This window comes from Micromonospora sp. WMMD710, from assembly GCF_029626045.1.
Taxonomy (GTDB): Bacteria; Actinomycetota; Actinomycetes; order Mycobacteriales; family Micromonosporaceae; genus Micromonospora.
In genome coordinates, this window is sequence record NZ_JARUBD010000001.1 from 4,203,974 (window position 1) to 4,229,881 (window position 25,908).

Here is a 25,908-nt window from a genome sequence, read left to right on the forward strand (position 1 = left end):
GGTGACCGGGGCCCGTTGTCGTAGGTCTGCGATCGACGGTCAGAAGTCGCCGCCGCCGAAATCCCCACCACCGAAGTCGCCGCCGCCGCCGAAGTCCCCACCGGCGTAGTCGCCGCCACCGAAGTCCCCACCCTGGTCGCCGCCACCGAAGTCGCCGCCCTGGTCGCCGACGTCGCCGCCCTGGTCACCGGCGTAGTCGGCGCCGTCACCGAAGCCCTCCTGGTAGCCCTCGTCGTAGCCGTACCCCGGGTCGGCGAAGGCCGGCGAGAACAGCGCGTCGGCGATCAACATGCCGCCGAGCACGCCCGCGCCGGCGCCCAACGCCGTCTTCCACCACGGCGTCGAGTACCAGCCGGCCGGCACCGGCCGACCCTGGTAACGCCCACCGGGGTAGTAGTAGGGCGTCTCCCGGCCCGGCTGGGGGCCGGCCCGGAAGGTCTGCCCCTGCACGTCGACCTCACGTTCCTTGGTGAGCTGCCCGACGCCCCGCGCGGCGGCCAGCACCGGCACCTCGGGACCGGGGTCGATGCCCAGTGCGGTACGCGCCGCCCGGATGTACGCCAGACCCTCCAGCGCGGTTTCCCGAGCGAGCGCGTACTGGTGCGGCGTGGTCGCCTGCTCCAGCTGCGAGCCGGCCGCGTTGTACCGCTCGCCGGCGTCGGCCAGCGCCTGCCGGACCGCCGGCTCGTCGCCGTGCAGGTTGATCAACTGACCGCCGAGGCGCTCGTACCAGCGTTGCGCCTCCGCGCGGGCGTCCCCCAGCTCGGTGCGCCGACGGGCGGTGGCCTGAGCGCGGATGAGCGCCCCGGCACCCAGCGCGCCGACCAGCACGACCGCGAGGCACAGCACAAGTTCCATGGCAACGAACGTACCCCCGGGTGTCACGTCGTACCCGTCTGGCAAGCTCCGGTGATGGACGTCTCGACGCTGCTCCTGGTGATCGTGTGCCTCGGCGTCGGTGGGGCGCTGGGTTGGCTCGCGGCCCGGTCCCGTTCGGCGGCCGACATCGCCCGTCTCGACGCGACCCTGGCCGCGACCCGGGACGGCGAGGGGCGGCTGGAGCAGTCCATGCGGGCGTTGAGCTACGAGGCGACCGCCCAGTCCCAGGAGGCGGTGGCCCGCGCGGTCGCGCCGCTGCACGACACCCTGCGCCGCTACGAGCAGCGGGTGGCCGAGCTGGAGCACGACCGGGTCGACGCGTACGCCGAGCTGCGCGAGCAGGTGCGTTCGATGAGCGCGGTCTCGGGTGAGCTGCGCACCGAGACCAAGCAGTTGGTGGCGGCGCTGCGCGCACCACAGGTGCGGGGCCGGTGGGGCGAGCACCGGCTGCGCCGGATCGTCGAGGCGGCCGGCATGCTGGAGCACTGCGACTTCTCCGAGCAGGTGACCGCCGCCACCGATCAGCAGGTCGTCCGTCCGGATCTGGTGGTCCGGCTGCACGGCGGTCGGTCGGTGGTGGTGGACGCCAAGGCGCCGTTCGACGCGTACCTCACCGCGATGGAGGCTCGCGACGAGCGCGGCCGGGACACCCATCTCGACGCGCACGCCCGACACCTGCGCGGGCACGTCGACGCCCTGGCCGCCAAGTCGTACTGGTCGGCGTTCGACAACTCACCGGAGTTCGTGGTGCTGTTCGTCCCCGCCGACCCGTTCCTCGACGTCGCCCTGCAGCGTGATCCGTCGCTGCTGGAGCACGCCTTCAGCCGCAACGTGGTGCTGGCCACACCGGCCACCCTGGTCGCCCTGCTGCGGACGGTGGCCTACTCCTGGCGGCAGGAGGCGCTGGCCCGCAACGCGCTCGCCGTGCACACCCTCGCCCGCGAGTTGTACGGGCGGCTGTCCACGCTCGGCGACCACGTGGGCAAGCTCGGGTCGTCGCTGGCCGGGGCGGTGACCGCGTACAACCGGGCGGTCGGTTCGCTGGAGGCCCGGGTGCTGGTCAGCGCCCGCAAGCTCGCCGAGTTGGGCGTCTCGGACGATGAGTTGGCCACGCCGGCGCAGGTCGAGTTGACGCCGCGGCAGCCGCAGGCACCCGAGTTGGTCGACCCGGCCGACGACGGGGTGTCGGCACCGACCCATCCCTGAGATCAGGACGGTCGGGCCGTCTCCACCTGGAACGGGGTGCCCTGCTGGCAGGTGGTCATCAGCCCCGGCTCGGCCCGACCGGTGACGGTGACCTCCGCGCCGGCGTGCAGCACGTCCCGTGGACCACCCAGCAGCAGGTAGCCGTCGAGCAGCAGACAGTTCGGCTCGACTCCGGCGGTGACCGTGCCGGAGATCGAGGTGGCGGCGCCGGCCGACGGTGAGCTGGACCCGGCGGGCGGCGTCGAGGGCGGGACGGTCGGATCGGCGCTGGGCTGGCTGGGCACCGGCGACGTTCCGGTCGGGTCGGGGGTGGCGGGGCCACCCGTGTCGCCACAGGCGCTCAGCGCCAGGCACAGCACCAGGGCGGGTACGGCGAGCCGAAGGGTCCTCATACCCGGATCCGACGTACCGCGCCGCCGGGCCGTTCCCGACGACACTCAGCCACGCGCCGAGGCGGCGGCCTTCATGTCCCGCTTGAGTTCCTGCGGCAGGGAGAAGGTGAGCCGCTCGTTGGCGGTGGTGATCTCCTCGACGTCACCGAAGCCCCGCGCGGCGAGGTGGGCCAGCACCTCCTGGACCAGGCCCTCGGGGACGCTCGCGCCGGAGGTCAGGCCGACCGTGGTGGCCCCCTCCAGCCAGGCGTCGTCGATCTCGTGGGCGAAGTCGATCAGGTGACCGGCGCGGGCGCCGGCGTCCAGGGCGACCTCGACCAGGCGGACCGAGTTGGAGGAGTTCGTCGAGCCGACGACGAGCACCACGTCGCAGTCGGCGGCGATCTCCTTGACCACGTGCTGACGGTTGGAGGTGGCGTAGCAGATGTCGTCGCTGGGTGGGGACTGCAGCAGCGGCAGCCGCTGCTTGAGCCGGGCCACCGTCTCCAGCGTCTCGTCCACGGACAGGGTGGTCTGGGAGAGCCAGACGACCTTCTCCGGGTCGCGTACGGTGATCGTGTCAGCGCCGTCCGGGCCGTCCACCAACTGGATGTGCGCGGGGGCCTCACCGGCGGTGCCGATGACCTCCTCGTGCCCCTCGTGGCCGATCAGCAGGATGTCGTAGTCCTCGGCGGCGAACCGCTTGGCCTCCTGGTGCACCTTCGTGACCAGGGGGCAGGTCGCGTCGATGGCCTTGAGCGAGCGCGCCTTCGCCTGCTCGTAGACCTCCGGTGCCACGCCGTGCGCGGAGAAGATGACGGTGGCGCCCTCCGGCACCTCTTCGTTCTCCTCCACGAAGATCGCGCCCTGGGCCTCCAGGGTCTGCACGACGTGCTTGTTGTGCACGATCTGCTTGCGGACGTAGATCGGGGCGCCGTAGAGCTTCAGCGCCTCCTCGACGGTCTGCACCGCGCGGTCGACACCCGCGCAGTAGCCGCGAGGCTTGGCCAGGAGCACGCGCTTGCCAGTCCGGAGATCAGTCACCCGCCCATCGTACGTGCCAGCGCTCCCGCCGCCACCGCCCAGCAACCCCCACCCCCCCGTTGTTGATCATGAGGTTGACGGTACGACACGCCGATAAGTCACGCCGCCAACCTCATGATCAACGCTCCTGGTGGGGTGGGTCGTAGGGTGGGCGGGTGAGCGGGAGCAGCACTGCCGAGGAGCCGTGGCCGGTTCGGGTGGTCAGCCAGAAGGTGGGGGCCTGGATCGCCAAGCTGGGCTGGGTGTGGGTGGACGGGCAGGTGGCGCAGATCAGCCGCCGCCCCGGTGCCAGCACCGTCTTCCTCACCCTGCGCGACCCATCGGCGGACCTGAGCCTGACCGTCACCACCAACCGGGACGTCCTCGACGCCGGCGCGCCGGAGCTGCGCGAGGGCGCGCGGGTGGTGCTGCACGCCAAGCCGGAGTTCTACGCCGCCCGGGGCACGCTGAGCCTGCGGGCCGACGAGATCCGCCAGGTGGGGCTCGGTGAGCTGCTGGCCCGGCTGGAGAAACTCAAGAAGCTGCTCGCCGCCGAAGGGCTGTTCGACCGGGCCCGCAAACGTCGACTGCCGTTCCTGCCCGGCCGGATCGGCCTGATCACTGGCCGGGCCTCCGCCGCCGAACGGGACGTGTTGACCAACGCCCGGCGGCGCTGGCCGGCCGTGGAGTTCCGCACGGTCAACGTGGCCGTGCAGGGGCCGTCCGCGGTTCCGCAGATCATCGACGCGCTCAAGGTGCTGGACGCCGACCCGAGCATCGAGGTGATCATCATCGCCCGGGGCGGCGGTGGCATCGAGGATCTGCTGCCCTTCTCCGACGAGGCGCTCTGCCGCGCGGTGTTCGGCTGCCGTACGCCGGTGGTCAGCGCGATCGGTCACGAGACGGACGCCCCGCTGATCGACTACGTCGCCGACCTGCGCGCCTCCACCCCGACCGACGCGGCCAAGCGGGTGGTCCCCGACCTCTCCGAGGAGGTACGCCTGATCGGTCAGGCCCGGCATCGCCTCCAGCGGGCGGTACGGCACCTGGTGGACCGGGAATCCCACCGCCTCGACGGGCTGCGGTCCCGGCCGGTGCTGGCCCGCCCGCAGGTGATGGTCGAGCAGCGGGCGACCGAGCTGACCGCGCTGCGCCAGCGCGCCGGCCGCTGTCTGGAGCACCGGCTCGGCGCCGCCGACGACGAGCTGCGGCACACGTTGGCGCGGCTGCGCGCGCTGTCCCCCGCCGCCACCCTGGACCGGGGGTACGCCATCGTGCAGCGCGCCGACGGCCACGTGGTGCGCGCGGCGGCGGAGGTCGGCAAGGGCGACCCGCTGCGCGTCCGGCTGGCCGAGGGTGAACTGGCCGCCACGGTCGACGGCTGACCGGTCCGGGCGGCGGCTGCGGCCCCCCGTCACGCGAACGGCCGTCTCCACTCGCACCGCAGAGACGGCAGCAGCCATTCGGATAACACGCCTACCTCCCTGCGCCTGCGACGTGGCCGGGACCGGTGTGATGGGATGGTCCGGATGAGCGACGACACGAAGGCCGGGCCGGACGAGCGGCTCAGCTACGAGCAGGCCCGCGCCGAACTGGCCTCGGTGGTCGAACGGCTGGAGGCCGGCAGTACGTCCCTGGAGGAGTCGCTGGCGCTCTGGGAGCGCGGCGAGGCCCTCGCCGTGATCTGCCAGCGCTGGCTGGACGGTGCCCGGGCGCGGATCGACGCCGCCCGGCAGGATCCCGCCTCCTGAGCGCCCCGGGCAGGGCGGCCGGAGCCGCCCCGCCCGGTGAACGGGTCAGTTGAACAGGCTGTACAGCTCGGCCGGCGCCTCGACGACCTGGTCCGCCGGCGGCTTCTGGGCCGCGGTGGCCGCACCGTAGTCGGAGTACGTCATCCGGATCTCCTGCGCGGCGGTCTGCCCCGCGGCGGGGAGCTGCAGCACCAGCTCGCTGAGCCGGCCCTGCGTGTCCACCTTCGCGGTGAACGGGACGGTCTTCGCCTGGGTGCCGAGGGCGGCGATGGTGGCGGGGTTCAGCGAGCCGGCCTCGGCCGCCTTGGTGACGTCGATGGTGCCCGCGTACGTGCCGGTGCCGGTGCTGCGGACCTCGGTGATGCCCTGGGTCAGCACCGCGCTGCCGGCCGGGTCGACCTTGTCGAAGTCGAAGCCGAGATTGCGGTTGCCCTTGATCCGGGCCTGGTCGAGGTGCTGGTACTTGCCCAGGTTGAGCTGCTTGATGGCGGGCAGGCTGTTGGCGGTGGGGCCGGTCAGCTCCAGCTTCACCCAGCTGTCCGGCTTGAAGTGGATCACGTCGAGCTTCATGGCCAGGTCGGACGAGGGGCCACCGATGGCGATCTTCATGGCCGCGCTCTGGCTCGGCTGGTGCACCTGGCCCTCAGCGGTGGAGCCGGCGGCGGTCAGGCTGAACCGGAAGTTGCCGTTGCTGATCTCCTTGGTGGAGTCGAGCAGCGCCTGCTTGGCGTCGCCCGCCGCCGGCGCGCCGGACGGGCTCGCCGAGCCGGACGCGCTCACGGTCGGCGAGGCGGTCGATCCGGCGGTGCCGGTGCCGCCGCTGGCGCAGGCGGCCAGGGCGGGCGTGAACAGGGCGGCGGCTACCAGGCCTGCGCCGAGTCGTCGAACAGTCATGCGTGTCTCCCAAGGGGGTCACCCGACGACCAGGTCGGCGCCGGAAACCGGGCGACGCAGCAGCACCGTCGGCTGCGCCGCGCGACCCGGACCGAGCAGCGCGCCCGGATCACTCCCTCCTTGTTCCCTGCCGACACGTCGCACAATCGCCCTTCTGTCCGCTTGTCGCGTGACGACGTCGGACGGGCGACCGGTCAGCGCAGTGCGGCGGCGAGTTCGCGCAGCTCATTGTCCCGGGCGTCGCCGACGATGAGCACCGTGCGGGTCGGCTCCAGCAGGACCAGCGCCTGCTGGTTGCCCCGGGCGCTGTAGCGCTGCCAGGTGCGCCCGGCCAGCTCCGTCGGACCCTGCGGCTGGCTCTGGTCGGTCAGCTCGGCGGGGAGCAGCCGCTCGGCGGGCACGCTGCTCTGCACCAGTTGGACGCCCCGCCCCTCCGGCGTGAGGTAGCCGATCCGCAGGTTCGCGCCGCCCTCGACGCTCTGGTATCGGGCGCTGACCGTGCGCCAGTCGGAGCCGAGCCCTTGCGGCTGGCTCACCGGGAAGACGTTTGCCGAGCGGGCCTGTTCGATCGCCGGCGCCGGGTCGACCGTGCTGGCCTGGTCGCCACCGAGGAAGCCCCGGTAGAACGCCAACAGCAGCGCGATCGGGACGAGCAGCACCAGCAGCGAGATCGCCATGTCCTTCGGCGACCGCTCGGACCTGGCGGCCTCCACCCGCGGCGGCGGGGCCGGGCGCTCGCCGGTGTCCGTGGCGGCATCGCCCCGGCTCGGGTCGGGTTCGACCAGGGCCGGTTCGCCGTCCGGCGGCGTCGTCGGGGAGGTCACGGCAGGCTCACCGGCGGGGACGTCGGCCGGCGGCTGGCCGTCGGGCGGCGTGCGGTCGGCGGGTACGCGGTCGGCTGGCTGTGCGGGTTCCACCCCGTCATCTTCGCAGCCGCCCGACCGGCGGTATCCGGGCCATCACCGCCCCGCGCCGACGCTCGGTCGGCCATCGTGTGAGGATCAGCGACAAAGCCGGCAGCAGGGACCGCCCTGCCACCGGTCGTCCCCGCACCGTCGCGAGGAGGAGCCGTCATGACGAACACCAGGACGCGGATCCCACAGGATCTCGACCGCAACCTTGCCCTCGACCTGGTCCGGGTCACCGAGGCCGCGGCGATGGCCGCCGGCCGGTGGGTCGGCCGCGGCGACAAGGAGGGCGGTGACGGCGCCGCCGTCGACGCCATGCGCAAGCTGATCAACTCGATCCAGATGCGCGGTGTCGTGGTTATCGGCGAGGGCGAGAAGGACAACGCGCCGATGCTCTTCAACGGCGAACACGTCGGCGACGGCACCGGCCCGGAGGTGGACGTCGCCGTCGACCCGGTCGATGGCACCACGCTGATGAGCAAGGGCATGCCGAACGCCGTCGCGGTGCTCGCCGTCTCCGAGCGCGGCGCGATGTTCGACCCGAGCGCGGTCTTCTACATGGAGAAGCTGGCGGTCGGCCCGGCGTACGCCGACGTGATCGACATCAACGCCGGGGTGGCCGAGAACGTGCGCCGGATCGCGAAGGTCAAGGGCACCGACGTCTCCGAGGTGACGGTCTGCGTGCTGGACCGCAGCCGCCACGACGACCTGGTCACCCAGATCCGCCGGACCGGGGCCGGCATCCGGTTCATCTCCGACGGGGACATCGCCGGCTCCATCGCGGCGGCGCGGGGCGAGTCGGACGTCGACGTGCTGATGGGCATCGGCGGCACGCCCGAGGGCATCATCTCGGCCTGCGCGTTGAAGTGCATGGGCGGTGCGATGCAGGCCAAGCTCTGGCCGCGCGACGCCGAGGAGCGGGAGAAGGCGCTCGCCGCCGGGCACGACCTGGACCGGGTGCTGGGCACCGACGACCTGGTCACCGGGGACAACTGCTTCTTCGTGGCCACCGGCGTCACCTCCGGCGACCTGCTGCGCGGGGTGCGGTACCGGGCCGGCGGCGCGTACACCCAGTCGATCGTGATGCGCTCGAAGAGCGGCACGATCCGGGTCATCGACTCGTACCACCGGCTGGAGAAGCTGGCGCTCTACTCGGCGGTCGACTTCGACGGTCGGCCGCTGGCCGAGCAGGAGTGACCACCACCGGCGCCGCGGCACCGCAGGCCCTCTCCGCGACCCGTCGGATCGCCGGTGTCGCGTTGGCGTCGGTCTCCGGGGTCGCGGTGGCGGTGCAGTCCCGCATCAACGGCGAGCTGGGGGTACGCCTGGCCGACGGATTCGCCGCGGCGGTGGTCTCGTTCGGGCTGGGTCTGCTGGTGCTGCTGGTGCTGGTGCCCGCCACCCCCGGTGGGCGAAGGGGCCTGGTCGCGATGCGGCGCGCGCTCGCGACGGGCACGCTGCGGCCGTGGCAGTGCCTCGGCGGCGTGTGCGGGGCGTTCCTGGTGGCCACCCAGGGGCTCACCATCGGATCGCTCGGTGTGGCGCTCTTCACCGTGGCGGTGGTCGCCGGTCAGTCCGGCAGCAGCCTCGCGGTGGACCGGGCCGGCATCGGGCCGACCGGACGGCAGCCAATCACCCGGCAGCGGCTGGCCGGGGCGGTGCTCACCGTGCTCGCGGTCGGCCTGGCGGTCGGTGACCGGCTCGGTGACCCGGGCATGCTGGTGCTGGCCGTGCTGCCGCTGCTGGCGGGGGTCGGCATCGCCTGGCAGCAGGCCGTCAACGGGCGGGTACGGGCGGCGGCCGACAGCGCGTTGACCGCCACGCTTGTCAACTTCGCCGTGGGCACGACCACCCTGCTCGTCGCGTTCGCGATCGATACCGCCGTACGCGGTTGGCCGGCCGGCCACCTGCCGAGCGAGCCGTGGCTCTATCTGGGCGGCCCGATCGGCATCGTGTTCATCGCGGTCGCCGCCGCGATCGTGCGTTTCACGGGTGTGCTGCTGCTCGGCCTGGCCACCATCGCCGGCCAGATCGTGGGGGCGGTCCTGCTCGACCTGCTGCTGCCCACGGCGGCCTCGCACCCCGGCCTGAACACCCTGCTCGGGGCGGCGCTGACCATGGTGGCCGTGCTGATCGCCGCGCTGGCGCCACCCGCCCGCCGCTGACCGGCCGCAAGCCTCAGCGTGGCGGCCGCCGCGACAGGTAGGGCGGGTCAGGCCCCACCGGCGGGTACCGCGGACGCCACCGGCAGGTACCGCGGACGCGATCGTCAGCCGGCGTCGGAGGAGTGCCCGGGAAACAGGTGGGCGCTCGGGTCGATGGCCACCGCCGCGTTGTTGACGGCCGTGGCCGCCTCGCCGAACCCGGTGGCGATCAACCGGACCTTGCCCGGGTACTCGGTGATGTCGCCGGCCGCGAAGACCCGGGGCAGGTTCGTGGCCATCGCGCTGTCCACCAGGATGTGCCGGCGGTCCAGCCGCAGCCCCCACTCCGCGAGCGGGCCCAGGTCGGCGGTGAAGCCGAGCGCGGCGACCACGGTGTCGACCGGCAACGTCTCGGTCGCGCCACCGCGCACGGTCACCTCGGCGCCGGTCACGGCACCCTCGCCGAACAGCCGGGTGACCTCGGCGTTGACCACCACACGCACCGGCAGGGACAGCACCCGGGCGACCGTCGAGGCGTGCGCCCGGAACTTCTCCCGCCGGTGGACGAGCGTCACCGAACGGGCCAGTGGTTGCAGTGCCAACGCCCAGTCGAAGGCCGAGTCACCGCCGCCGACGATCAGCACGTCCCGGTCGGTCAACTCGGCCGGTTCGGTGACGAAGTAGACGATCCCGGTACCGGGCGCGGCGTCGGCGCAGGGCAGCGGCCGCGGGCTGAAGCTGCCCAGCCCGCCGGTGACCACCACGGCGCCGCAGCCGAGCTGCTCACCACCGGCCAGACCGAGCACCGGCCGCTCACCGGCGTAGGAGAGCTTCTCCGCCCGAGTGCCGAGCAGGTACCGCGGGGCGAACGGCGCGGCCTGGGCGACCAGGTTGGCCACCAGGCCGCGGCCCTTCACGGCGGGAAACCCGGCCACGTCCAGGATCAGCTTCTCCGGGTACATGGCGGTGACCTGACCACCGGGCTCGGGCAGCGCGTCGATCACCGCCACGGACAACCCGCGGAATCCGGCGTAGTACGCCGCGAAGAGGCCGGCCGGACCGGCCCCGATCACAGCGATGTCGACCTCGCGCATGGCGTACCGTCGCTTTCCGCTCACGGATCAACGCTTGCTGATCTCGACCGTAGGCGGGTGGCAGCGGTCGGGCAAGCATGTCCCAGAGGCGCGCCGAAGACCAGGTCAGGGCAGGCTGAGCGTGGACCCCGAGTAGTCCGGGCCGTCCACGGCCGGCCGGCGGCGGCGGAACAAGATCGCCGCGACCACCCCACCGAGCAGCCCGAAAAGGTGCCCCTGCCAGGAGATCCGCTCGTCGGTGGGGAGGATGCCGACGAGTTGCCAGCCGTAGAGCAGGCCGACCAGCAGGAAGACCGCGAAGTTCCACCAACTGCGCTCGACGATGCCCCGGGTGAGCAGGATGCCCAGGTACCCGAAGATCACCCCGCTGGCACCGACCACCACCGAGTTGGGCGAGCCGGTGAACCACACACCGAGCCCGCTGACCAGGATGATGACCAGGGTCGACCAGAGGAAGCGGCGGGCACCGGCGGCCAGCACGAAGGTGCCGAGCAGGATCAACGGGATGCTGTTGCTGTACAGGTGGTCGAAGCCGTGGTGCAGGAACGGGGAGAAGAACACCCCGTCCAGGCCGTCGATGCGGTGCGGGATGATGCCGGCCGTGGCGTCCAGGCCGAACGCGAGGCCCTGGTCGGCGGCCTCGATGAGGAAGAGGAACGGGACCACCGCGCACATGGCGACGAAGGCCCGGCCGAGCGCGGCGTAGAACGCCTCGGTGCCGAACCGGTACGGGTCGCCGCTTGGCGGGTGCAGGCTCACCCCCCAACTGCTATCAGCAAAAGGGGCCGACCGCCACTCACGTCCCGCCCGCTCGCCCAGGAGTACGCGCGACGGCGGGGCGGGTGAACCTCCACCCGCCCCGCCGTCGACACCGTCAGTAGTGCCCGTTGTTCTGGAAGTAGCTCCAGGCACCGCAGGGCGTCTTGTACCTGCCCTTGATGTAGCCCAGCCCCCACTTGATCTGGGTGGCCGGGTTCGTCTTCCAGTCGTCCGCGACCGAGCCCATCTTGCTGCCCGGCAACGCCTGCGCGATGCCGTACGCACCGGAGGAGGCGTTGCTGGCCTTGTGGTTCCAGCCGCTCTCCTTGGTCCAGAGCTTCTCCAGGCAGGGGAATTCGGCGATGCCGAAGCCCGCGTCGATCATCAACGCGCAACCGGTCTTACGGTTGCCGCTGTACTCCGCGCACGACGCCGGGATCGGGCCGTCGTACGGCTTGGCGGCCGCGTTGGCGGCGTCGCGCTCGCGCTTGCGGGATGCCGCGGCGGCCTCGGCCCGGCGAGCCCGTTCGGCGGCCTCCTTGGCTGCCTGCGCCGCCCGCAGCTTGGCCTGGTACTCGGCGGCCCGCTGCCGGGCGAACGCCACCTGGTGGGCGGCCTGCCGCTCGCGCTGGTACGCGAAGTCGGCCCGGTCGACCTCCAGGCTGACCTGCTCGGTCAGCCCCTGTTGCTGGGTTTCCCGGTCTTCGCCCAGGTAGAAGCCACCGGCAACGCCCACGGAGAGCAGCGCGACAGCGGCCGTACGGGCGCCCAACCGGCTCCACAGCCGACTCACGAAGTGGTCCCTTCGTCGGGTGCAAGGACGCGGAGCGGTGCCGGGCCACCTGGCCGTCGGCCGTTCCGCGAGCGCCCCGACCGGTTGCCGGTCGCGCCGACGCACCGACCTTCGCCACTGTCGCCCCCGCTCGGGACGAACGATCACCAGCGATGCCTGTGGTGCGTGGGCGCTCGTGGGACACCATCGCGCACAGTGAGACCGATGGGAAACCAACCGGGCTGTTTGTGATCTGCGCCACACATAAAATGCGGACAAAAGCCTATATAAGCACCGTCACAGTGGGATGTCCTCCAGAAGATCCGTCACCATCGCGGCGATCGGCGACCGCTCCGAACGGCTGAGCGTGACGTGGGCGAAGAGCGGATGGCCCTTGAGCGCCTCGATCACCGCGGTCACGCCGTCGTGGCGCCCGACGCGCAGATTGTCGCGCTGAGCCACGTCGTGGGTGAGCACGACCCGGGAACCCTGACCGATGCGGGACAGCACGGTCAGCAGGACCCCCCGCTCCAGCGACTGGGCCTCGTCCACGATCACGAAGGCGTCGTGCAGGCTGCGCCCCCGGATGTGGGTCAGTGGCAGCACCTCCAGGATTCCCCGCGAGGTGACCTCCTCCAGCACGTTCTCGTGCACCACCGCGCCGAGCGTGTCGAAGACCGCCTGGGCCCACGGCGACATCTTCTCCGACTCCGAACCGGGCAGATAGCCCAGCTCCTGACCGCCGACGGCGTACAGCGGGCGGAACACGATCACCTTCTTGTGCCGGCGACGCTCCATCACCGCCTCCAGGCCCGCGCAGAGCGCCAACGCCGACTTGCCGGTGCCGGCCCGCCCGCCCAGCGAGACGATCCCGATCGACTCGTCCAGTAGCAGGTCGAGGGCGACCCGCTGCTCGGCCGAACGGCCGTGCAGCCCGAACGCCTCCCGGTCGCCCCGGACCAACCGCACCGACTTGTCCGGCAGCACCCGGCCCAGCGCGGAGCCCCGCCCGGAGTGCAGCACCAGGCCGGTGTGGCACGGCAGCCCGGCCGCCTCGTCGACGTCGAGCGTCTCCCCGGCGTACAACGAGGAGATCTGCTCCTCACCCAGCTCCAGCTCGGACATGCCGGTCCAGGTCGGGTCGCTGGCCTGGCCGTGCCGGTACTCGTCGGCCCGCAGGCCCACCGAGGCGGCCTTGACCCGCAGCGGCATGTCCTTGCTTACCAGCGTGACGTCCCGCCCCTCCGCGGCGAGGTTGAGCGCCACGGAGAGGATCCGGGCGTCGTTGCTCTCGGTGCGGAAACCCGGCGGCAGGACCCCGTCGTCGGTGTGGTTCAGCTCCACCCGCAGCGTGCCGCCGACGTCGTTGGCGGGCACCGGCGTGTCCAGGCGGCCGTGCCGGATGCGCAGTTCGTCGAGCATCCGCAGCGACTGCCGGGCGAACCAGCCCAGCTCCGGATGGTGCCGCTTGCCCTCCAACTCGGTGATGACCACCAGCGGCAGCACCACCTCGTGCTCGGCGAACCGGTGGAACGCCGCCGGATCGGAGAGCAGCACGGACGTGTCCAGGACGAACGCCTGGCCTGCTGGTCGCGGCTCCTTGGGGTCGGCCGGCGCGGTCGCCGCCGCACGGCGGCTCCTGGTGGCACGGCGGGTCGTGGCAGTCGCGGCCGGGGTCTGATCGGCACCGGCGGTGGTACGGCGAGTCGTCACAGGCCTGCTCCGACGGATGGGCACCCGCCACCCGTGTTCCGCCTCCTCCGGTGCCCGGGGACACGGGGTCGGATGCGGAACCCCGTGTGCGAGGTCGCAGATCCGGGCGGACCGGCTGGCCCGGGAGAACCCCGTGCCATGCCTAGACGCTAGCGGCGGCGGCCCGTCGCGGCTAGAGGGCGATCGTGGATCTTCGGGAGACGAGCGGTGAACGCCGCGCACGCCGGTCGGGCGGGCGCGGCGGATCCGGCCGGGATGCATGCCCCCTGCGCGCATCCCGGCCGGTGGGGCCACCGTCACCGGTCTGACGTGACCCCGACGGTGCGTGTCCGCCGCGGACGACGCACCGTGATCATGGCGCCGGTCGGCGGGTCCGCGCTGGTGGCGGCCCGCCGGCCGGCTCAGCCGGTACGTCGAACGAGCGTGCCGGTCGGGTGCCGCCCGGTGATCGGGGCGGCCGGCGCGGTGAACGACGAGCCGGTGTAGGTGGTGCCGGGGCGGGCCACGGTGCCGGCCGAGCGCACGACACCGGCCGGGGAGACCGACAGGGCGGAGGCGATCGCCGCCTGGGCGTCGCGTCGCCGCCGGTTCCAGGCGCCCCGGTCACCGTCGAAGTAGCCCTGCCGGTAGCCGAAGCGGTAGCCGATGCGGTAGCTGAGCTGCCCGTGCAGCCGTCCGGCCGCGTAGCTGGTGGCACCGAGCACCAGGACGAGGAAGACCGCGAGGAACGGGCTCATCGGGCGGCCCCGGCCCGGCCCGGTCGCCGGATCATCGCTCCTCCGGCTCGACGGTGGTGGGGTCCGCGACCAGCAACCGGTCCAGGTCGTCGGTGCTGACCTCCTCCACCAGTTCGACGCTGATCCGGCAGCCGTCCAGCACGACCTCGGCCACCGAGGACCGGCGGATCTCGCCGCCGGCGTCGTACACGCGGACGCTCAGCTCCGGGCAGCCGAGATGGGTACGCCAGGCGTTCCACTCGGTGCGGTCGCCGACGCTCAGCGACAGATAGCGGCAGCCTCGGGCGAGGTAGAGGCGCCAGGGGGCGGTCAGCCCGGCGGCGACCCCCTCGGCGATCAGCCCGAAGGCCTGGGCGCGGGTGGCGAGCTCGGTCACCACACCCCCTCTGCACCGGGAGCGTGACGCATGTGAGCACCAGTCGTCTCATGCACGTGACACACCGTAGGTTGTCCCATGAGCGTGACAGTATCAGCTTTTCGTCCGTTTACCTTCACCACTACGGGCATCTATTCTGCCCGGGTGACACCCCTCAAGAGTGGCGCTGGATCGTTTACCGGAAACCCGAGGAACCCGTCACGTTCACGTGACAGTGACGCGCCTGGGCGCGCGCCCGCCGCCGCCTCGCCGTACCGTCACGGGGTGACCGAGACGGCCAATGCGCGGAAGATCGCCTTCGCCACCTTCGTCCGGCGCGCGCTCGACGAGGCGCGGGCGACGCGGGCCTGGAGCGGCACCGAGGTGTCGCGGCGCACCGGCGTCTCCCGGCAGACCATCAACCGGTGGGTCCGGGGCGACTGGGCCAGCGACCCGGAGGCCGAACGGGTGGTCGCCTTCTGCGAGGGCCTGGGCCTCAATCCGGCCGCCGCCTTCGCCGCGCTCGGCTGGGACCGCACCGCGACCGGCCCGCGCGCCGGCCAACCCGCCCCTCCGATGGACCCCGACGTGGAGGCGCTGCTGCGCCGGCTGGTCGACCCCGACGTGTCGGACGCGGAGAAGTTCCACATCCGCGAAACCATCAGATACCTCGCATACCGCCCAACGTTGCCGGTCGATGTCCGAAAAAGAGGGAATCAAGCAGGGTAGTTCCTCAGATGGCGAAAGAACGCCTGGTCAGGTTCATTCGTTTCGCTCCGGGGCCGGAACGGGCACGCTAGCGTCCCTACTCGTACTGCTTGGGCTCGTCATCGGCGGGGGGACGGGACAAGGCCGAACCCAGCCCTGCGGGACAGAAGGAGGGGTCTGTCCATGACCCTGAAGTGGTTGGCAGTCGTGGTCGCAACCGTGTCGATGACACTGGGGGCGACCGGCAACGTGGTGACCCTCGTGGTCAACGGCGGGCAGCTTCCGCTGCTCGTCAACCTTCTCGTGCTCACCAGCGCCAGCACGGCGGTCATCCTGGCCGTCGTCGCCGAGCTGCACGAGCGCCTCAACGACCGGATCAGCGCACTCACCGAGTTCCTGGTGGCACGACTCAACGAGATCGAGAACCACACCGGGGACCGCAACACCGGCTTCGTGGAGGGCTACCTGCTGAGCCACGGCCAGGAGGCGGCGGTGGTGCCGTTCGGGCGTCGCGGACGGGGAGCCGCCGAACGGTGACCGTGACCCGCCGAGCGCGTCCGCTCGGCCAGGAATGAGCCCCCATCGCCGGGGTACGCTGACGCGCGTGCCGCCGTTGAATCTGGGCAATCAGCAGCCGAGGACCCCGTTGAACGCCGACCAGGCCTGGCGAACCACCGCCGACCGGGCCGCCGGGACGGTCCTCTTCTTCGACTTCGACGGCACGCTCGCGCCCGTCGACGACGACCCGACCGCGGTACGCCCCGCACCGAAGGCGCTGGCCGCGATCGAGGCGCTGGCCCCGATCGTGCAACGGGTCGCGATCGTCTCCGCCCGACCGGTCGAGTTCCTCCGGGAACGCCTCGGCGGACTGGCCGGCGTGGACCTCTACGGCCTCTACGGCCTGGAGCACAGCCACTCCGGTGGCGAGACCGTCACCGAGCCCGCCGCGCTGCCCTGGGTGCCGACCATGGCCGAGCTGGCCGACCTGGCCCGTACGGAGCTGCCGCCGGGCACCCTCGTCGAGTTCAAGCGGCTCTCCGTGGCGCTGCACTGGCGTACCGCGCCGCAGCTCGGCTCGACCGTCCAGCAGTGGGGGCAGGCCCAGGCCGACCGCCTGGGGCTGCGGGTGCAGGCCGGGCGGATGGTGCTGGAGCTCAAGCCCCCGGTCGACCGGGACAAGGGCATGGTGATCGGCGAGGTCGTCCGGGACGCCACCGGCGCCTGGTATTTCGGTGACGACGTCTCGGACATCAAGGCGTTCGCCGCGCTGCGCGCCCGGGCCGCCGCCGACCCGCACTTCTTCGGCGTCTGCGTCGCGGTCGCCAACCCGGAAACCGGCCACGAGGTGGCCAACGCCGCCGACCTCACCATCGAGTCCCCGGCCGCCCTGGGTGACTTCCTCACCCAGGCGCTCACCCACCTGCCCTGACGGGCTCGGCTCAGGCCCCGTAGCGGCGCTGGCGCGTGGCGTACGAGCGCAGTGCCCGCAGAAAGTCGATGTGCCGGAAGTCCGGCCAGTTGAGTTCGCAGAAGTAGAACTCCGAGTGCGCGGACTGCCACAGCATGAAACCGGACAGCCGCTGCTCACCGCTGGTGCGGATGACCAGGTCGGGGTCGGGTTGGCCGCGCGTGTAGAGGTGCTCGGAGATGTGCTCGACGTCCAGCACCTCGGCCAGCTCCTCGATGGTGCCGCCGGAGGCCGCGTGCTCCAGCAGGAGCGAGCGGACCGCGTCGGTGATCTCCCGCCGGCCGCCGTAGCCCACCGCGATGTTGACCTCCGCGCCGCCGCTGCGCTCGCGGGTGCGCTCCTCGGCGCCCTTGAGCGCCGCCGCGGTCTGCGCCGGCAGCAGGTCGAGCGCGCCGACGATACGCAGCCGCCACGGGTTGCCGTCCTCGGCCAGCTCCACCACCAGATCCTCGATGATCTTCAGCAGTGGATCCAGTTCACTGGCCGGGCGGCGCAGGTTGTCGGTGGCCAGCAGGTAGAGGGTCACGTGCCCGATGCCGGCCTGGTCGCACCAGCCGAGCACATGCTTGATCTTCGCCGCGCCGACCCGGTGCCCGTCGTTCGGGTCGACGAAGCCCATCTCCCTCGCCCAGCGGCGGTTGCCGTCGCACATCACCCCGACGTGTCGGGGCACCGGCTTACCCGCGAGCTTCGCCGTGAGCCGGCGCTCGTACACGGAGTAGATAAGGTTCCGCAGCGTCATCACCTAGCAGCGTAGCGACCCGCCAGCCGGATCACCGCCGGGGAGGCCGATCCCCGCCGGGCAGACCGGCACCGATCATGGCCAGGGTCCGGGCGGTAAGCCGCCCGTCACCCAGCCCCAATTCGACCACGTCGTCGAATACCCGGTCGTCGCGGCGCGCCGCCCGCACCGCCGCGTCGACCACCCTCCGTCGTCGCGCCAGCCAGGCGGCCACCGAGCTGTGCCGCAGATGGGTGCCGAGACGGCGGCGCAACCCGTCGGCATAGCGGCGCGCGGCGGTCTCGGGCGCGCGGGCGGCCGCCGTACCGGCCAGCGCCCCGGAGAGCAGCGCGTAGAAGATGCCCTCGCCGGTGAACGGATTGATCAGCGACAGCGCGTCACCGGCCAGCAGCGTCCGACCCTGCCCCGGCGCCGGCCGGTGGGTGGACAGCGGCAGGTGGTGGGCGCGCAGCGCGGTCACCGTCGCCAGATCGGTGCCGGGCAGCAGCGCGGCCAGCCGATCCAGCAGGTAACCCCGGCTCAGCGGCTCGCCGCGCAGCACCTCCCCGTACCCGACGTTCGCCCGCCCGTCGCCGATCGGAAAGGACCAGGCGTACGCCGGCCAGCGCGCCTGCGACGTGACGATGAGCTGCTCGGACGGGCCGGGCAAGGCCGGCGCGTACCCCCGGATGGCCAACGCCAGGTGCCGGTCGGGGTTCGGGCGGTGGCCGAGGGCGCGACGTACCACCGATCCGGCGCCGTCCGCGCCGACCACCACCCGGCCGGACACCTCCCCGTCGAGCACCACCCGGTCCGCCCGGGGCTCGACCCGGCGCACGGAGTGCCGCCGCAACTGCGCGCCGGCGGCCACCGCAGCCGCCACCAGCCGCGCGTCGAAGACCTCCCGGGGCACGGTGTACGCCGGTCGGGGCAGCGCCCGCGCCACCGACCCGCCACCGGGGGCGACCATGCGCAGCGCGGGCAGCGGGGCGTAGCCGGCCACCGCCTCGGGCACCCCCAGCTCGGCGAGCACATCCACCGAGTGGGCCGCGATCCCGTCGCCGCACGCCTTGTCCCGGGGAAAGTCGGCCCGGTCCAGCAGCAGCACACTCGCACCGGCCCGGCGGGCCGTCAGCGCGGCTGCCGCTCCGGCCGGCCCCGCCCCCACCACCACCACATCGAACTCGTCGCCCACCGTGCGCCTCCCTCCGGCCGCCGCGACTGCTCCCGCATCGCCCCGACGATCCACCCGCACCACCCACGCCGGCCGTTGTGACCGACGCCACCCCGCCATCCTGCCCCCTGCCCGCCCGCGCAGACCGCACCGCGCGGCGCTGATGGCTCCCGGTCCTCGTCCGAGCACACCGGTCGGCAAAGGTCGGCACATCTGTCCACGCGCCTGTAGACCTGCCCCGCATCTGGGGCATCGCTCCCTGTGGTGCGCCGTCGTGTTCGTGCTGGAACCAGGAAGTAGTGGTGTCGGCGTACCGATGAGGCCACTACTTCCTGCATCGAGCACGATCTAGGCGCGGCGCGCGCCGCGCGAGGCGGTCCAAATCTGGGGCAGCTCTACAGGGCCGGACCACACGGTGCTGGGTCCGGGCCGCGAGACGGCCGACCCCTCGGGTATCGGGTCGCGCCGGTGTCAGGCCGGCACAGAGTCGTCGGCGCGGGCGGCACGGCGCAGGCCGTACAGGGCCAGTGTGGCGGCGGCCAGCAGGGGGGCGCCGTCGCGGACCAGGCCGTCCACCCCGAGGAGCCACCAGCACAGCGGCAGGTCCACCGCGAGGACGGCGACCGTGACGACGACAAGCAGGCCACGCGCCCAGTCCTTGCCGCGCATCAGGAAGGCGGTGCAGAACAGCACCGCGTAGCTGGCCGTGATGCCCGCGCCGAACCAGAGCAGCACGGCCGGCACGGCGGTCAGCCGACCGTCCAGGATGGAACCCCCGGCCACCAGGGCCGGCACCAGCATTAACGGGCTGTAGGTGAAGGCCGCCACCCGGCTGGTCAACAACCAGGCACTGGCCTGTGGTCGGCGTGGAGGGGTTTCCCGCCAGGAGATGCCGTCGCGGTCGATGACCAATCGTGGCCGGTGCCGGACGAGATGCCCGGCGAGCGCCGATGAGCGGTAGAGCAGCCAGACCACCGCCACGCAGAGCGCGGTGAGCACGGCGAAGCCGAGCAGGCCGGGCAGCGGCGGCACGCCCTGCCGGGGCACGATCAGCCGGCCGACGGCGAAGATCGTGGTGACCGCGAGGATCAGCCCGAACGGGCGGGCCACCGTCCGACCTCGTCGCACGTGCCCGATCAGCAGCAGGAAACCGAACGAGCGCAGCATCGCCCAGCCGGTCCGTACCGCCAGCCCGAAGCCCTGCTCCGGGGCGTACCACCAGTTGAGCAGCTCGACCACGACGGTGGCCGCCGCGGTCGTCGCGAGCAGGAAGGTGAGCACCCGGACGGCGGACGGCCGCCGGACTTCGGTCTCGGCGGCCGTCCTCATGGAATCCGATGATGCCCGCGAGGGGCTTCCTTCACACCTACCGCTGCGGCTGTGCGGCGTCCAGGCGGGCGCGCAGGGCGTCCAACTCGGCCCAGAGCACGCCCGGCAGCTTGTCACCGAACTTCTCGAACCACTCGTTGATCAGCGGCAGTTCGTTGCGCCACTCGTCCGGGTCGACCTTGAGCGCGATCCGGACGTCCTCCGGGGTCATGTCCAGGCCCTCGACGTCCAGCGAGTCGGGTGCCGGAACCATGCCCACCGGGGTCTCGACCGCGTCGGCGGTGCCCTCGATCCGCTCGACGACCCACTTGAGCACCCGGGAGTTCTCCCCGAAGCCCGGCCAGAGGAACGAGCCGTCCGGGTCCTTGCGGAACCAGTTGACGTAGTAGATCTTCGGCAGCTTCGCCTCGTCGCCGTCGTTGCCCTTGCCCATCTCGATCCAGTGCCGGAAGTAGTCGCCCGCGTTGTAGCCGATGAACGGCAGCATCGCCATCGGGTCGCGGCGGACCACGCCGACCGCACCGGAGGCGGCGGCCGTCGTCTCCGACGAGAGCGTCGCACCCATGTAGACGCCGTGCACCCAGTCGCGGGCCTCGGTCACCAGCGGGATGGTGTCCTTCCGGCGTCCACCGAAGAGGATCGCGTCGATCGGCACGCCGTTCGGGTCGAAGTACTCGTCGGCGAGGATCGGGCACTGGGTGATCGGGGTGCAGAACCGGCTGTTCGCGTGTGAGGAGAGGCTGTCGCTCTCCGGCGTCCAGTCGTTGCCCTTCCAGTCGATCAGGTGTGCCGGCGGATCGCCCATGCCCTCCCACCAGACGTCGCCGTCGTCGGTGAGACCCACATTGGTGAAGACCGAGTTGCCCCGGTCCAGCGTGCGCATGGCGTTGGCGTTGGTCTTCCAGTCGGTGCCGGGCGCGACGCCGAACAGGCCGTACTCCGGGTTGACCGCGTACAGGCGGCCGTCCGGGCCGAACCGCATCCAGGCGATGTCGTCGCCGATGGTCTCGACCTTCCAGCCCGGGATGGTGGGCTCCACCATGGCCAGGTTGGTCTTGCCGCAGGCCGACGGGAAGGCGCCGGCGATGTGGTGGACCTTGCCCTCCGGCGAGGTGATCTTGAGGATCAGCATGTGCTCGGCGAGCCAACCCTCGTCCCGGCCCATCACGCTGGCGATCCGCAGCGAGTAGCACTTCTTGCCGAGCAGCGAGTTGCCGCCGTAGCCGGAGCCGAACGACCAGATCTCCCGGGTCTCCGGGAAGTGCGAGATGTACTTCGTCTCGTTGCACGGCCACGGCACGTCCTGCTGACCGGGGGCGAGCGGCGCGCCGATCGAGTGCAACGCGTGCACGAAGTCCGCGTCGGTGCCCATCGCCTCGAGGATCCGGGCACCCATCCGCGTCATGATCCGCATGGACGCGACCACGTACGGGCTGTCGGTGATCTCGACGCCGAACATTGGGCTCTCGGCCTCGACCGGGCCCATGACGAACGGGATGACGTACATGGTGCGGCCCCGCATCGAGCCGCGGTACAACTCGGTCATCGTCCGCTTCATCTCGGCCGGCGCCATCCAGTTGTTGGTGGGGCCGGCGTCCGCCTCGTCGACGGAGCAGATGAAGGTGCGCTCCTCGACCCGGGCGACGTCCGTCGGGTCGGTGCGCGCGTAGAACGAGTTGGGCTTCTTCTCCGGGTTCAGTCGGATCAGCGTGCCGGCCTCGACCAGCTCATCGGTGAGGCGACGCCACTCCTCGTCGGACCCGTCCACCCAGACGACACGGTCGGGGGTTGTCAGTTCCGCGACCTCACGGACCCAGGCAAGCAGTTTCGGATGGGACGTCGGGGCCTGATCGATACCCCGAACAACAGCCGGAGCAACCATGACACATCTCCTTGTGGTCGACGCTGACCGATCTATGGGATGCACGAGTCTCAGCGGCGCGATGCGTCGCTTCGTGGAAACCTGGGATTGGGCTCAGCGTAAACCGGGCAGCCTTCCGAGTCAGTGGGACTGGTTGTGAAGAACTGCACAAGGTACGGCCACGCTGCGGTATCACGAGCTGATACCCGCTTTCCCGCGCAGTTTCACGCAAATCTTGTTGTGTACCCCGGCCGACGTGAGGTGCGGTCGGGCCGTGGACCTGCCCGCCGACCGGTTGGTGGATTCCCGTTCGGAGGCGCGTCAGTCCTCCCACTTGGTTACGCTCTGTGCAGCGGCGGCGCACCCGGCGACGGGCCGGCACGAGCGTCGACACCCGCTCGTCGTTGCTCCCCCGCTGACTGGTCACCAGCCGGTAGGCTCGGCCCGTGGCCGCCACAATGACCGGGGAGCAACCGGGCCCCCGGCAGACCCGATGGGGTCCGGTCCGCGTGCTGCTCGACCGCTTCGGTCACCTCTTCCGCGAGTTGAGCAAGTTCGCCACCGTGGGCGGGATCGCCTTCCTCATCGACTTCGCGCTGTTCAACTACCTGACCACCGTTCGCGGTGTCGAGCAGGTGACCGCCAAGACGATCTCCACGGTGATCGCGGCCACCGTCGCCTTCGTCGGCAATCGGTTCTGGACCTGGCGGCACCGCCAGCGCAGCAACCCCGCCCGCGAGTACGCGCTGTTCTTCTTCTTCAACGCGGTCGGCCTCGGCATCGCGGTGGCCTGCCTCGCGATCAGCCGGTACGGGCTGGGCAGCATCTGGCCTGCGGTGTTCCAGACGCAGCTGGCCGACAACATCGCCAGCTTCGTCGTGGGCACGGGCCTCGGCACGCTGTTCCGATTCTGGTCCTACCGGCGGTTCGTCTTCGTCGAAGCGGGAACCCGAACCGTTCCGCAGGTGAAGCACGACCGTGACCACGGGGCGTGACCTGCCGCCCACCTCGTCCAGCCGGTGATCGCCGGCCTCTCCGACTGCCCTAAGGTGTTTCGCATGCGTCTTGTCCGTCTGCTGCCTGAGCGCTGGCAGAAGTTCATCCACGAGGCGCTCAAGTTCGGCATCGTCGGCGGCATCAACACCGTCATCAATTACGCGGTGTTCAATGTCCTTGCACTTACCGTTTTCGTCAACGGTCAGTTGAAGGCGACCGTGATCGCGACCATCGTCGCCACGATCACGTCGTATCTGATGAATCGCCACTGGACGTACCGGGATCGCCCGAAATCGGCACTTCGCCGGGAGTACGTCCTGTTCTTCCTGTTCAACGGGGCCGGCCTGCTGATCGAACTCGGTGCCGTGGCGGCGGCCAAGTACGGGCTCGGCGTACACGGTCTGCTGGCACTGAACGTAGCGAAGACCGCCGGCGTCCTGCTGGCCACCCTGTTCCGATTCTGGTCCTACCGGACCTTCGTCTTCCAACCCGTCGTACCGGCCGAGGAAGAGGCGAAGCCCGAGCCCACCTGGATCGGCCTTCCGCGCGACGAGTGGGACACCATGGCCGAGATGGACCCGGTCGCCGAACTCGCCGAGTCGGTCACCGAGCTGGAGGAGGCGGAGGCCGACAAGCGACCGGACCCGAGCGCCGGTCCGACCGTCGCCGCCAACCCCGGCCCTGTCGGCGCACCCGTCCAGGGGCGTCCCACGCCGCTGCCCGCCGGCCTCACGGCCAACCTGGACGCGGAACTGGCCGCCGAACTGCACGCCGGCACGCGCCGCTCGCCCCGCCGGTGACGACGCCCGCCGCCCGCTCCGGCACCGGGGCTTCCGCCGAGCTGTTCTTCGAGGACCTCGTCCCGGGGCTCACCGTCGATCTCGGCGTGGTCACCGTGGACGGCGACGAGATGGTCGCCTTCGCCCGCCGGTTCGACCCGCAGTGGTACCACGTCGACCCGGAGCTGGCCGGTGCAAGCCGGCACGGTGGCGTGATCGCCAGCGGCTTCTACACGGTCAGCCTCTTCATGCGGGCGTACGTCGACCATCTGCTGTCCCGGGCGGCGGCGGACGCCTCCCCCGGCCTGGAGGAACTGCGCTGGCTCGCCCCGGTGCGCGCCGGGGACCGGCTCGCCGTACGGGTCGACGTGATGGGCGCCCGGCCGTCGACCGCCCGCCCCGGGCTCGGTACGGCCACCCTCACCGGCACCATGCTCCGCCTCGGCCCGGACGGTCGACCCGAGCAGGAGGTGCTGCGGACCCGGTTCCGTGGCTGGTTCGCCCTACGCCCGACCGCGACGGAGTCAGCCGAGACGGAGCCGACCGGGACTGACCCGGCCGGGACGGACGCTGCGGAACCCGACCAGACCGGACCCGCCCGGGCCGAGGCCCGCCCGACCAGGACCGAGCCGACGGGGGCCGGACCGACCGGCTGAGACCACCCCGGCGCGCGTACGCCGGAACGATCTCAGCCGTTCGGGATCAGGTCGTGGTGTCGCGCAGCGGCTTGCCCTCGCGCATGTCGGCGAGGATGTCGCGCATCTCCCCGTCGCCCAACGAGTGCTTGTCGTGCTGCGCCTCGACCAGCTCGTACAGGGTGGTCTGCACCCGGCTGACGCCCGGCACGTCGGAGAGCACCGACTGGCCGCGCTCGCCGGCCGACTCGATGGTGAGCGTGCCGCAGCCGAGCAGCCGCTCGAAGAAGTGCTGGTTCATCGAGTGGTCGTTGATCCGGGTGAGCGGGAGGTCCCGTCGATCCCGGGAGAAGACACCCTGCTGCAGCAGGACGCGCTCGTTGGTGAACAGGTAGTGGGTGGTACGCCAGACCAGGAACGGCCACAGACCGAGCCAGAGCACCGCGCCCAGGGCGATGACCCCGATCACGGCCAGGGCGATCGAACCGCCGCCACTCTCGGGCAGCAGGAGCACGCCGACCACCACCGCGGCGATGGCCAGCACCAGCACCACGATCGGCCGGATCAGGGCCTTCCAGTGCGGATGCAGGTGCAGCACGACGTGCTCGTCCTTGGTGAGCACATCTTCGGGAAACGCCACGACAACCTCCAACGCCATTTTCTCGACGCGCAGACGGTAAACCCCCCAAGCCCCACCACAACATCCGCCACGCGGCCCCCACCCTCAGGTGGAGATCACCGCAGGTGGAGGACGTCGCCGGCGGCCAGGGCGCGGTCGCCCGTCGGGGTGCTGAGGATCAGCTGGCCGTCCGGGTCCACTCCGGTGGCGGTGCCGGTCTGGGTTTCGCCGTTGGGGAGCAGGACGCGCACCTCACGGCCGACCGTGGCGCAGGCCGCCAGATAGGCGTCGCGCAGCCCGCTGGCCACGGCGTCCCCGCCGGCGACACGCCAGCGGTCGTACCAGTCGGCGACCGAGCGCAGCAGCGCCCGCAGCAGCGGATCCCGGTCGGTGGCCGCCGCGCCCGCCAGTTGCAGGGAGGTGGCCGGCAGCCCGGTCGGGTTCACCGGCAACTCGTCGGCGCGCAGCGTCACGTTGAGCCCGACGCCGAGCACGATGGCCGGCGGCTGGGCCGGCGAACGCCCGGGCACCGCCTCGGCGAGCACCCCCGCGCACTTGGCGTCGCCGATCAGCAGGTCGTTGGGCCACTTCAGGGTGGCGTCCAGCTCGGCCAGCCGTTGCACCGCCTCCACCAGCGCGACGCCGGCGAGCAGCGGCAACCAGCCGTACCCCGTGGGTGGCGCCGCCGGCCAGCCGCGGTCCGGCACGGCCTCGCCGGGCCGCAGCAGCACGCTCGTCGCGATGCCGGCGCGCGGCGGCGACTGCCACACCCGGCCGCGCCGGCCGCGCCCGGCGGTCTGCCGCTCGGCGACCACGACCAGGCCCTCCGGCTCACCCGCCGCGGCGGCCTCGGCCACGTCGGCGTTGGTGGAGCCGGTCTCGGCGTGCAACTCCAGCCGGGCCCACGGCCCGTTCGGCGCGACCAGCGCGCGCCGCAGCCGGGCCGCCGACAGCGGCGGGCGGTCCAGATCGGTGTACGGGGAGCCCGACATCCCGCCAGCCTACGGCGGTG

The 25,908-nt window shown here is 71.9% G+C and carries 28 protein-coding genes; 11 read left to right on the forward strand and 17 right to left on the reverse strand.

The genetic code is table 11. The features are described from left to right. Nucleotides 1-39 precede the first annotated feature (39 nt). Nucleotides 40-858, reverse strand: coding sequence for a hypothetical protein (locus O7620_RS19350; RefSeq protein ID WP_278124259.1), 819 nt, complete (start codon nt 856-858; stop codon nt 40-42). Between the two features lie 54 nt (nt 859-912). Between O7620_RS19350 and O7620_RS19355 the strand changes: the two genes are divergently transcribed. Next, a complete protein-coding gene (locus O7620_RS19355; protein WP_278124260.1) occupies nt 913-2,085 on the forward strand; it encodes a DNA recombination protein RmuC in 1,173 nt (390 codons plus the stop codon). A 2-nt stretch (nt 2,086-2,087) separates the two neighbouring features. Here O7620_RS19355 and O7620_RS19360 read toward each other — a convergent pair whose 3' ends face one another. Together O7620_RS19360 and O7620_RS19365 are read right to left on the reverse strand one after the other, a co-directional pair. Then, entirely contained in the window at nt 2,088-2,477 is a 390-nt protein-coding gene (locus tag O7620_RS19360) for a hypothetical protein (RefSeq protein ID WP_278124261.1), read from the reverse strand. Between the two features lie 45 nt (nt 2,478-2,522). Beyond that, entirely contained in the window at nt 2,523-3,542 is a 1,020-nt protein-coding gene (locus tag O7620_RS19365) for a 4-hydroxy-3-methylbut-2-enyl diphosphate reductase (RefSeq protein WP_278127053.1), read from the reverse strand. Nucleotides 3,543-3,655: 113 nt separating this feature from the next. On the opposite strand from O7620_RS19365, the gene xseA reads away from it, so the two are divergent. Both xseA and O7620_RS19375 read left to right on the forward strand, forming a co-directional pair. Next, complete coding sequence (gene xseA / locus O7620_RS19370; RefSeq protein WP_278124262.1) at nt 3,656-4,864, forward strand: exodeoxyribonuclease VII large subunit; 1,209 nt, start codon at nt 3,656-3,658, stop codon at nt 4,862-4,864. Nucleotides 4,865-5,008: 144 nt separating this feature from the next. Then, entirely contained in the window at nt 5,009-5,230 is a 222-nt protein-coding gene (locus O7620_RS19375; protein ID WP_278124263.1) for an exodeoxyribonuclease VII small subunit, read from the forward strand. A gap of 45 nt (nt 5,231-5,275) precedes the next feature. Here the strand turns inward: O7620_RS19375 and O7620_RS19380 are convergent, their stop codons facing one another. Then, nucleotides 5,276-6,124: a hypothetical protein gene (locus O7620_RS19380; protein WP_278124265.1), complete on the reverse strand. Its 849-nt coding sequence runs from the start codon at nt 6,122-6,124 to the stop codon at nt 5,276-5,278. Between the two features lie 194 nt (nt 6,125-6,318). Beyond that, nucleotides 6,319-7,041, reverse strand: coding sequence for a DUF4245 domain-containing protein (locus O7620_RS19385; RefSeq protein WP_151491816.1), 723 nt, complete (start codon nt 7,039-7,041; stop codon nt 6,319-6,321). A 156-nt stretch (nt 7,042-7,197) separates the two neighbouring features. Here O7620_RS19385 and glpX point away from each other — a divergent pair, with 156 nt between their 5' ends. After that, a complete protein-coding gene (glpX, locus tag O7620_RS19390) occupies nt 7,198-8,229 on the forward strand; it encodes a class II fructose-bisphosphatase (RefSeq protein ID WP_278124266.1) in 1,032 nt (343 codons plus the stop codon). Next, nucleotides 8,226-9,197, forward strand: coding sequence for a DMT family transporter (locus tag O7620_RS19395; RefSeq protein ID WP_278124268.1), 972 nt, complete (start codon nt 8,226-8,228; stop codon nt 9,195-9,197). The genes glpX and O7620_RS19395 overlap by 4 nt, the downstream gene beginning before the upstream one ends. Before the next feature lie 104 nt (nt 9,198-9,301). On the opposite strand, the gene O7620_RS19400 is transcribed toward O7620_RS19395, so the two are convergent. From O7620_RS19400 to O7620_RS19425, 6 genes are all read right to left on the reverse strand, one after another. After that, nucleotides 9,302-10,270, reverse strand: coding sequence for an NAD(P)/FAD-dependent oxidoreductase (locus tag O7620_RS19400; protein ID WP_278127055.1), 969 nt, complete (start codon nt 10,268-10,270; stop codon nt 9,302-9,304). Between the two features lie 105 nt (nt 10,271-10,375). Continuing rightward, nucleotides 10,376-11,029 (reverse strand): rhomboid family intramembrane serine protease, encoded by a 654-nt coding sequence (locus O7620_RS19405; RefSeq protein ID WP_151491821.1) that lies wholly within the window; start codon nt 11,027-11,029, stop codon nt 10,376-10,378. A gap of 115 nt (nt 11,030-11,144) precedes the next feature. After that, nucleotides 11,145-11,822, reverse strand: a complete 678-nt coding sequence (locus O7620_RS19410) for a lytic transglycosylase domain-containing protein (RefSeq protein ID WP_151491822.1) — start codon at nt 11,820-11,822, stop codon at nt 11,145-11,147. A gap of 276 nt (nt 11,823-12,098) precedes the next feature. Beyond that, the gene (locus tag O7620_RS19415; RefSeq protein ID WP_278124271.1) at nt 12,099-13,514 is read right to left on the reverse strand and encodes a PhoH family protein; all 1,416 of its coding nucleotides are present in this window, start codon (nt 13,512-13,514) and stop codon (nt 12,099-12,101) included. A gap of 401 nt (nt 13,515-13,915) precedes the next feature. Continuing rightward, complete coding sequence (locus tag O7620_RS19420; RefSeq protein WP_074316807.1) at nt 13,916-14,251, reverse strand: hypothetical protein; 336 nt, start codon at nt 14,249-14,251, stop codon at nt 13,916-13,918. A gap of 31 nt (nt 14,252-14,282) precedes the next feature. Beyond that, entirely contained in the window at nt 14,283-14,627 is a 345-nt protein-coding gene (locus O7620_RS19425; RefSeq protein WP_151491824.1) for a hypothetical protein, read from the reverse strand. 264 nt (nt 14,628-14,891) lie between these two features. On the opposite strand from O7620_RS19425, the gene O7620_RS19430 reads away from it, so the two are divergent. The 3 genes from O7620_RS19430 to otsB all read left to right on the forward strand — a co-directional run bounded on the left by O7620_RS19430 (nt 14,892) and on the right by otsB (nt 16,743). Continuing rightward, nucleotides 14,892-15,335 carry an XRE family transcriptional regulator gene (locus O7620_RS19430; RefSeq protein WP_278124273.1) on the forward strand — a complete coding sequence of 148 codons (444 nt, stop codon included), beginning with the start codon at nt 14,892-14,894 and terminating at the stop codon, nt 15,333-15,335. Between the two features lie 162 nt (nt 15,336-15,497). Next, entirely contained in the window at nt 15,498-15,851 is a 354-nt protein-coding gene (locus O7620_RS19435; RefSeq protein WP_278124274.1) for a hypothetical protein, read from the forward strand. 67 nt (nt 15,852-15,918) lie between these two features. Beyond that, the gene (gene otsB, locus O7620_RS19440) at nt 15,919-16,743 is read left to right on the forward strand and encodes a trehalose-phosphatase (protein ID WP_278124275.1); all 825 of its coding nucleotides are present in this window, start codon (nt 15,919-15,921) and stop codon (nt 16,741-16,743) included. Nucleotides 16,744-16,753: 10 nt separating this feature from the next. Here the strand turns inward: otsB and O7620_RS19445 are convergent, their stop codons facing one another. The 4 genes from O7620_RS19445 to O7620_RS19460 form a co-directional block, all read right to left on the reverse strand. After that, nucleotides 16,754-17,524: an isoprenyl transferase gene (locus O7620_RS19445; RefSeq protein WP_151491828.1), complete on the reverse strand. Its 771-nt coding sequence runs from the start codon at nt 17,522-17,524 to the stop codon at nt 16,754-16,756. A 31-nt stretch (nt 17,525-17,555) separates the two neighbouring features. After that, nucleotides 17,556-18,698, reverse strand: coding sequence for a geranylgeranyl reductase family protein (locus O7620_RS19450; RefSeq protein ID WP_278124276.1), 1,143 nt, complete (start codon nt 18,696-18,698; stop codon nt 17,556-17,558). A 450-nt stretch (nt 18,699-19,148) separates the two neighbouring features. Beyond that, nucleotides 19,149-20,006, reverse strand: coding sequence for a hypothetical protein (locus O7620_RS19455; protein ID WP_278124278.1), 858 nt, complete (start codon nt 20,004-20,006; stop codon nt 19,149-19,151). 37 nt (nt 20,007-20,043) lie between these two features. Continuing rightward, nucleotides 20,044-21,888: a phosphoenolpyruvate carboxykinase (GTP) gene (locus O7620_RS19460; protein WP_151490569.1), complete on the reverse strand. Its 1,845-nt coding sequence runs from the start codon at nt 21,886-21,888 to the stop codon at nt 20,044-20,046. A gap of 425 nt (nt 21,889-22,313) precedes the next feature. Here O7620_RS19460 and O7620_RS19465 point away from each other — a divergent pair, with 425 nt between their 5' ends. The 3 genes from O7620_RS19465 to O7620_RS19475 all read left to right on the forward strand — a co-directional run bounded on the left by O7620_RS19465 (nt 22,314) and on the right by O7620_RS19475 (nt 24,298). After that, nucleotides 22,314-22,862 (forward strand): GtrA family protein, encoded by a 549-nt coding sequence (locus O7620_RS19465; protein ID WP_278124281.1) that lies wholly within the window; start codon nt 22,314-22,316, stop codon nt 22,860-22,862. 63 nt (nt 22,863-22,925) lie between these two features. Next, nucleotides 22,926-23,663: a GtrA family protein gene (locus O7620_RS19470; protein WP_278127057.1), complete on the forward strand. Its 738-nt coding sequence runs from the start codon at nt 22,926-22,928 to the stop codon at nt 23,661-23,663. Next, nucleotides 23,660-24,298 carry a MaoC/PaaZ C-terminal domain-containing protein gene (locus O7620_RS19475; protein ID WP_278124282.1) on the forward strand — a complete coding sequence of 213 codons (639 nt, stop codon included), beginning with the start codon at nt 23,660-23,662 and terminating at the stop codon, nt 24,296-24,298. The genes O7620_RS19470 and O7620_RS19475 overlap by 4 nt, the downstream gene beginning before the upstream one ends. 46 nt (nt 24,299-24,344) lie before the next feature. Here the strand turns inward: O7620_RS19475 and O7620_RS19480 are convergent, their stop codons facing one another. Together O7620_RS19480 and O7620_RS19485 are read right to left on the reverse strand one after the other, a co-directional pair. Next, nucleotides 24,345-24,917 (reverse strand): PH domain-containing protein, encoded by a 573-nt coding sequence (locus tag O7620_RS19480; protein ID WP_278124283.1) that lies wholly within the window; start codon nt 24,915-24,917, stop codon nt 24,345-24,347. 95 nt (nt 24,918-25,012) lie between these two features. After that, nucleotides 25,013-25,888: a biotin--[acetyl-CoA-carboxylase] ligase gene (locus O7620_RS19485; RefSeq protein ID WP_278124284.1), complete on the reverse strand. Its 876-nt coding sequence runs from the start codon at nt 25,886-25,888 to the stop codon at nt 25,013-25,015. Nucleotides 25,889-25,908 lie beyond the last annotated feature (20 nt).

What these genes read in the sequence shown, in the direction of transcription:
- O7620_RS19350 (WP_278124259.1), bottom strand. Translation starts at nt 858, where the DNA reads ATGGAACTTGTGCTGTGCCTCGCGGTCGTGCTGGTCGGCGCGCTGGGT.
- O7620_RS19355 (WP_278124260.1), top strand. Translation starts at nt 913, where the DNA reads ATGGACGTCTCGACGCTGCTCCTGGTGATCGTGTGCCTCGGCGTCGGT.
- O7620_RS19360 (WP_278124261.1), bottom strand. Translation starts at nt 2,477, where the DNA reads ATGAGGACCCTTCGGCTCGCCGTACCCGCCCTGGTGCTGTGCCTGGCG.
- O7620_RS19375 (WP_278124263.1), top strand. Translation starts at nt 5,009, where the DNA reads ATGAGCGACGACACGAAGGCCGGGCCGGACGAGCGGCTCAGCTACGAG.
- O7620_RS19380 (WP_278124265.1), bottom strand. Translation starts at nt 6,124, where the DNA reads ATGACTGTTCGACGACTCGGCGCAGGCCTGGTAGCCGCCGCCCTGTTC.
- glpX (WP_278124266.1), top strand. Translation starts at nt 7,198, where the DNA reads ATGACGAACACCAGGACGCGGATCCCACAGGATCTCGACCGCAACCTT.
- O7620_RS19400 (WP_278127055.1), bottom strand. Translation starts at nt 10,270, where the DNA reads ATGCGCGAGGTCGACATCGCTGTGATCGGGGCCGGTCCGGCCGGCCTC.
- O7620_RS19420 (WP_074316807.1), bottom strand. Translation starts at nt 14,251, where the DNA reads ATGAGCCCGTTCCTCGCGGTCTTCCTCGTCCTGGTGCTCGGTGCCACC.
- O7620_RS19435 (WP_278124274.1), top strand. Translation starts at nt 15,498, where the DNA reads ATGACCCTGAAGTGGTTGGCAGTCGTGGTCGCAACCGTGTCGATGACA.
- O7620_RS19445 (WP_151491828.1), bottom strand. Translation starts at nt 17,524, where the DNA reads ATGACGCTGCGGAACCTTATCTACTCCGTGTACGAGCGCCGGCTCACG.
- O7620_RS19455 (WP_278124278.1), bottom strand. Translation starts at nt 20,006, where the DNA reads ATGAGGACGGCCGCCGAGACCGAAGTCCGGCGGCCGTCCGCCGTCCGG.
- O7620_RS19460 (WP_151490569.1), bottom strand. Translation starts at nt 21,888, where the DNA reads ATGGTTGCTCCGGCTGTTGTTCGGGGTATCGATCAGGCCCCGACGTCC.
- O7620_RS19470 (WP_278127057.1), top strand. Translation starts at nt 22,926, where the DNA reads ATGCGTCTTGTCCGTCTGCTGCCTGAGCGCTGGCAGAAGTTCATCCAC.
- O7620_RS19485 (WP_278124284.1), bottom strand. Translation starts at nt 25,888, where the DNA reads ATGTCGGGCTCCCCGTACACCGATCTGGACCGCCCGCCGCTGTCGGCG.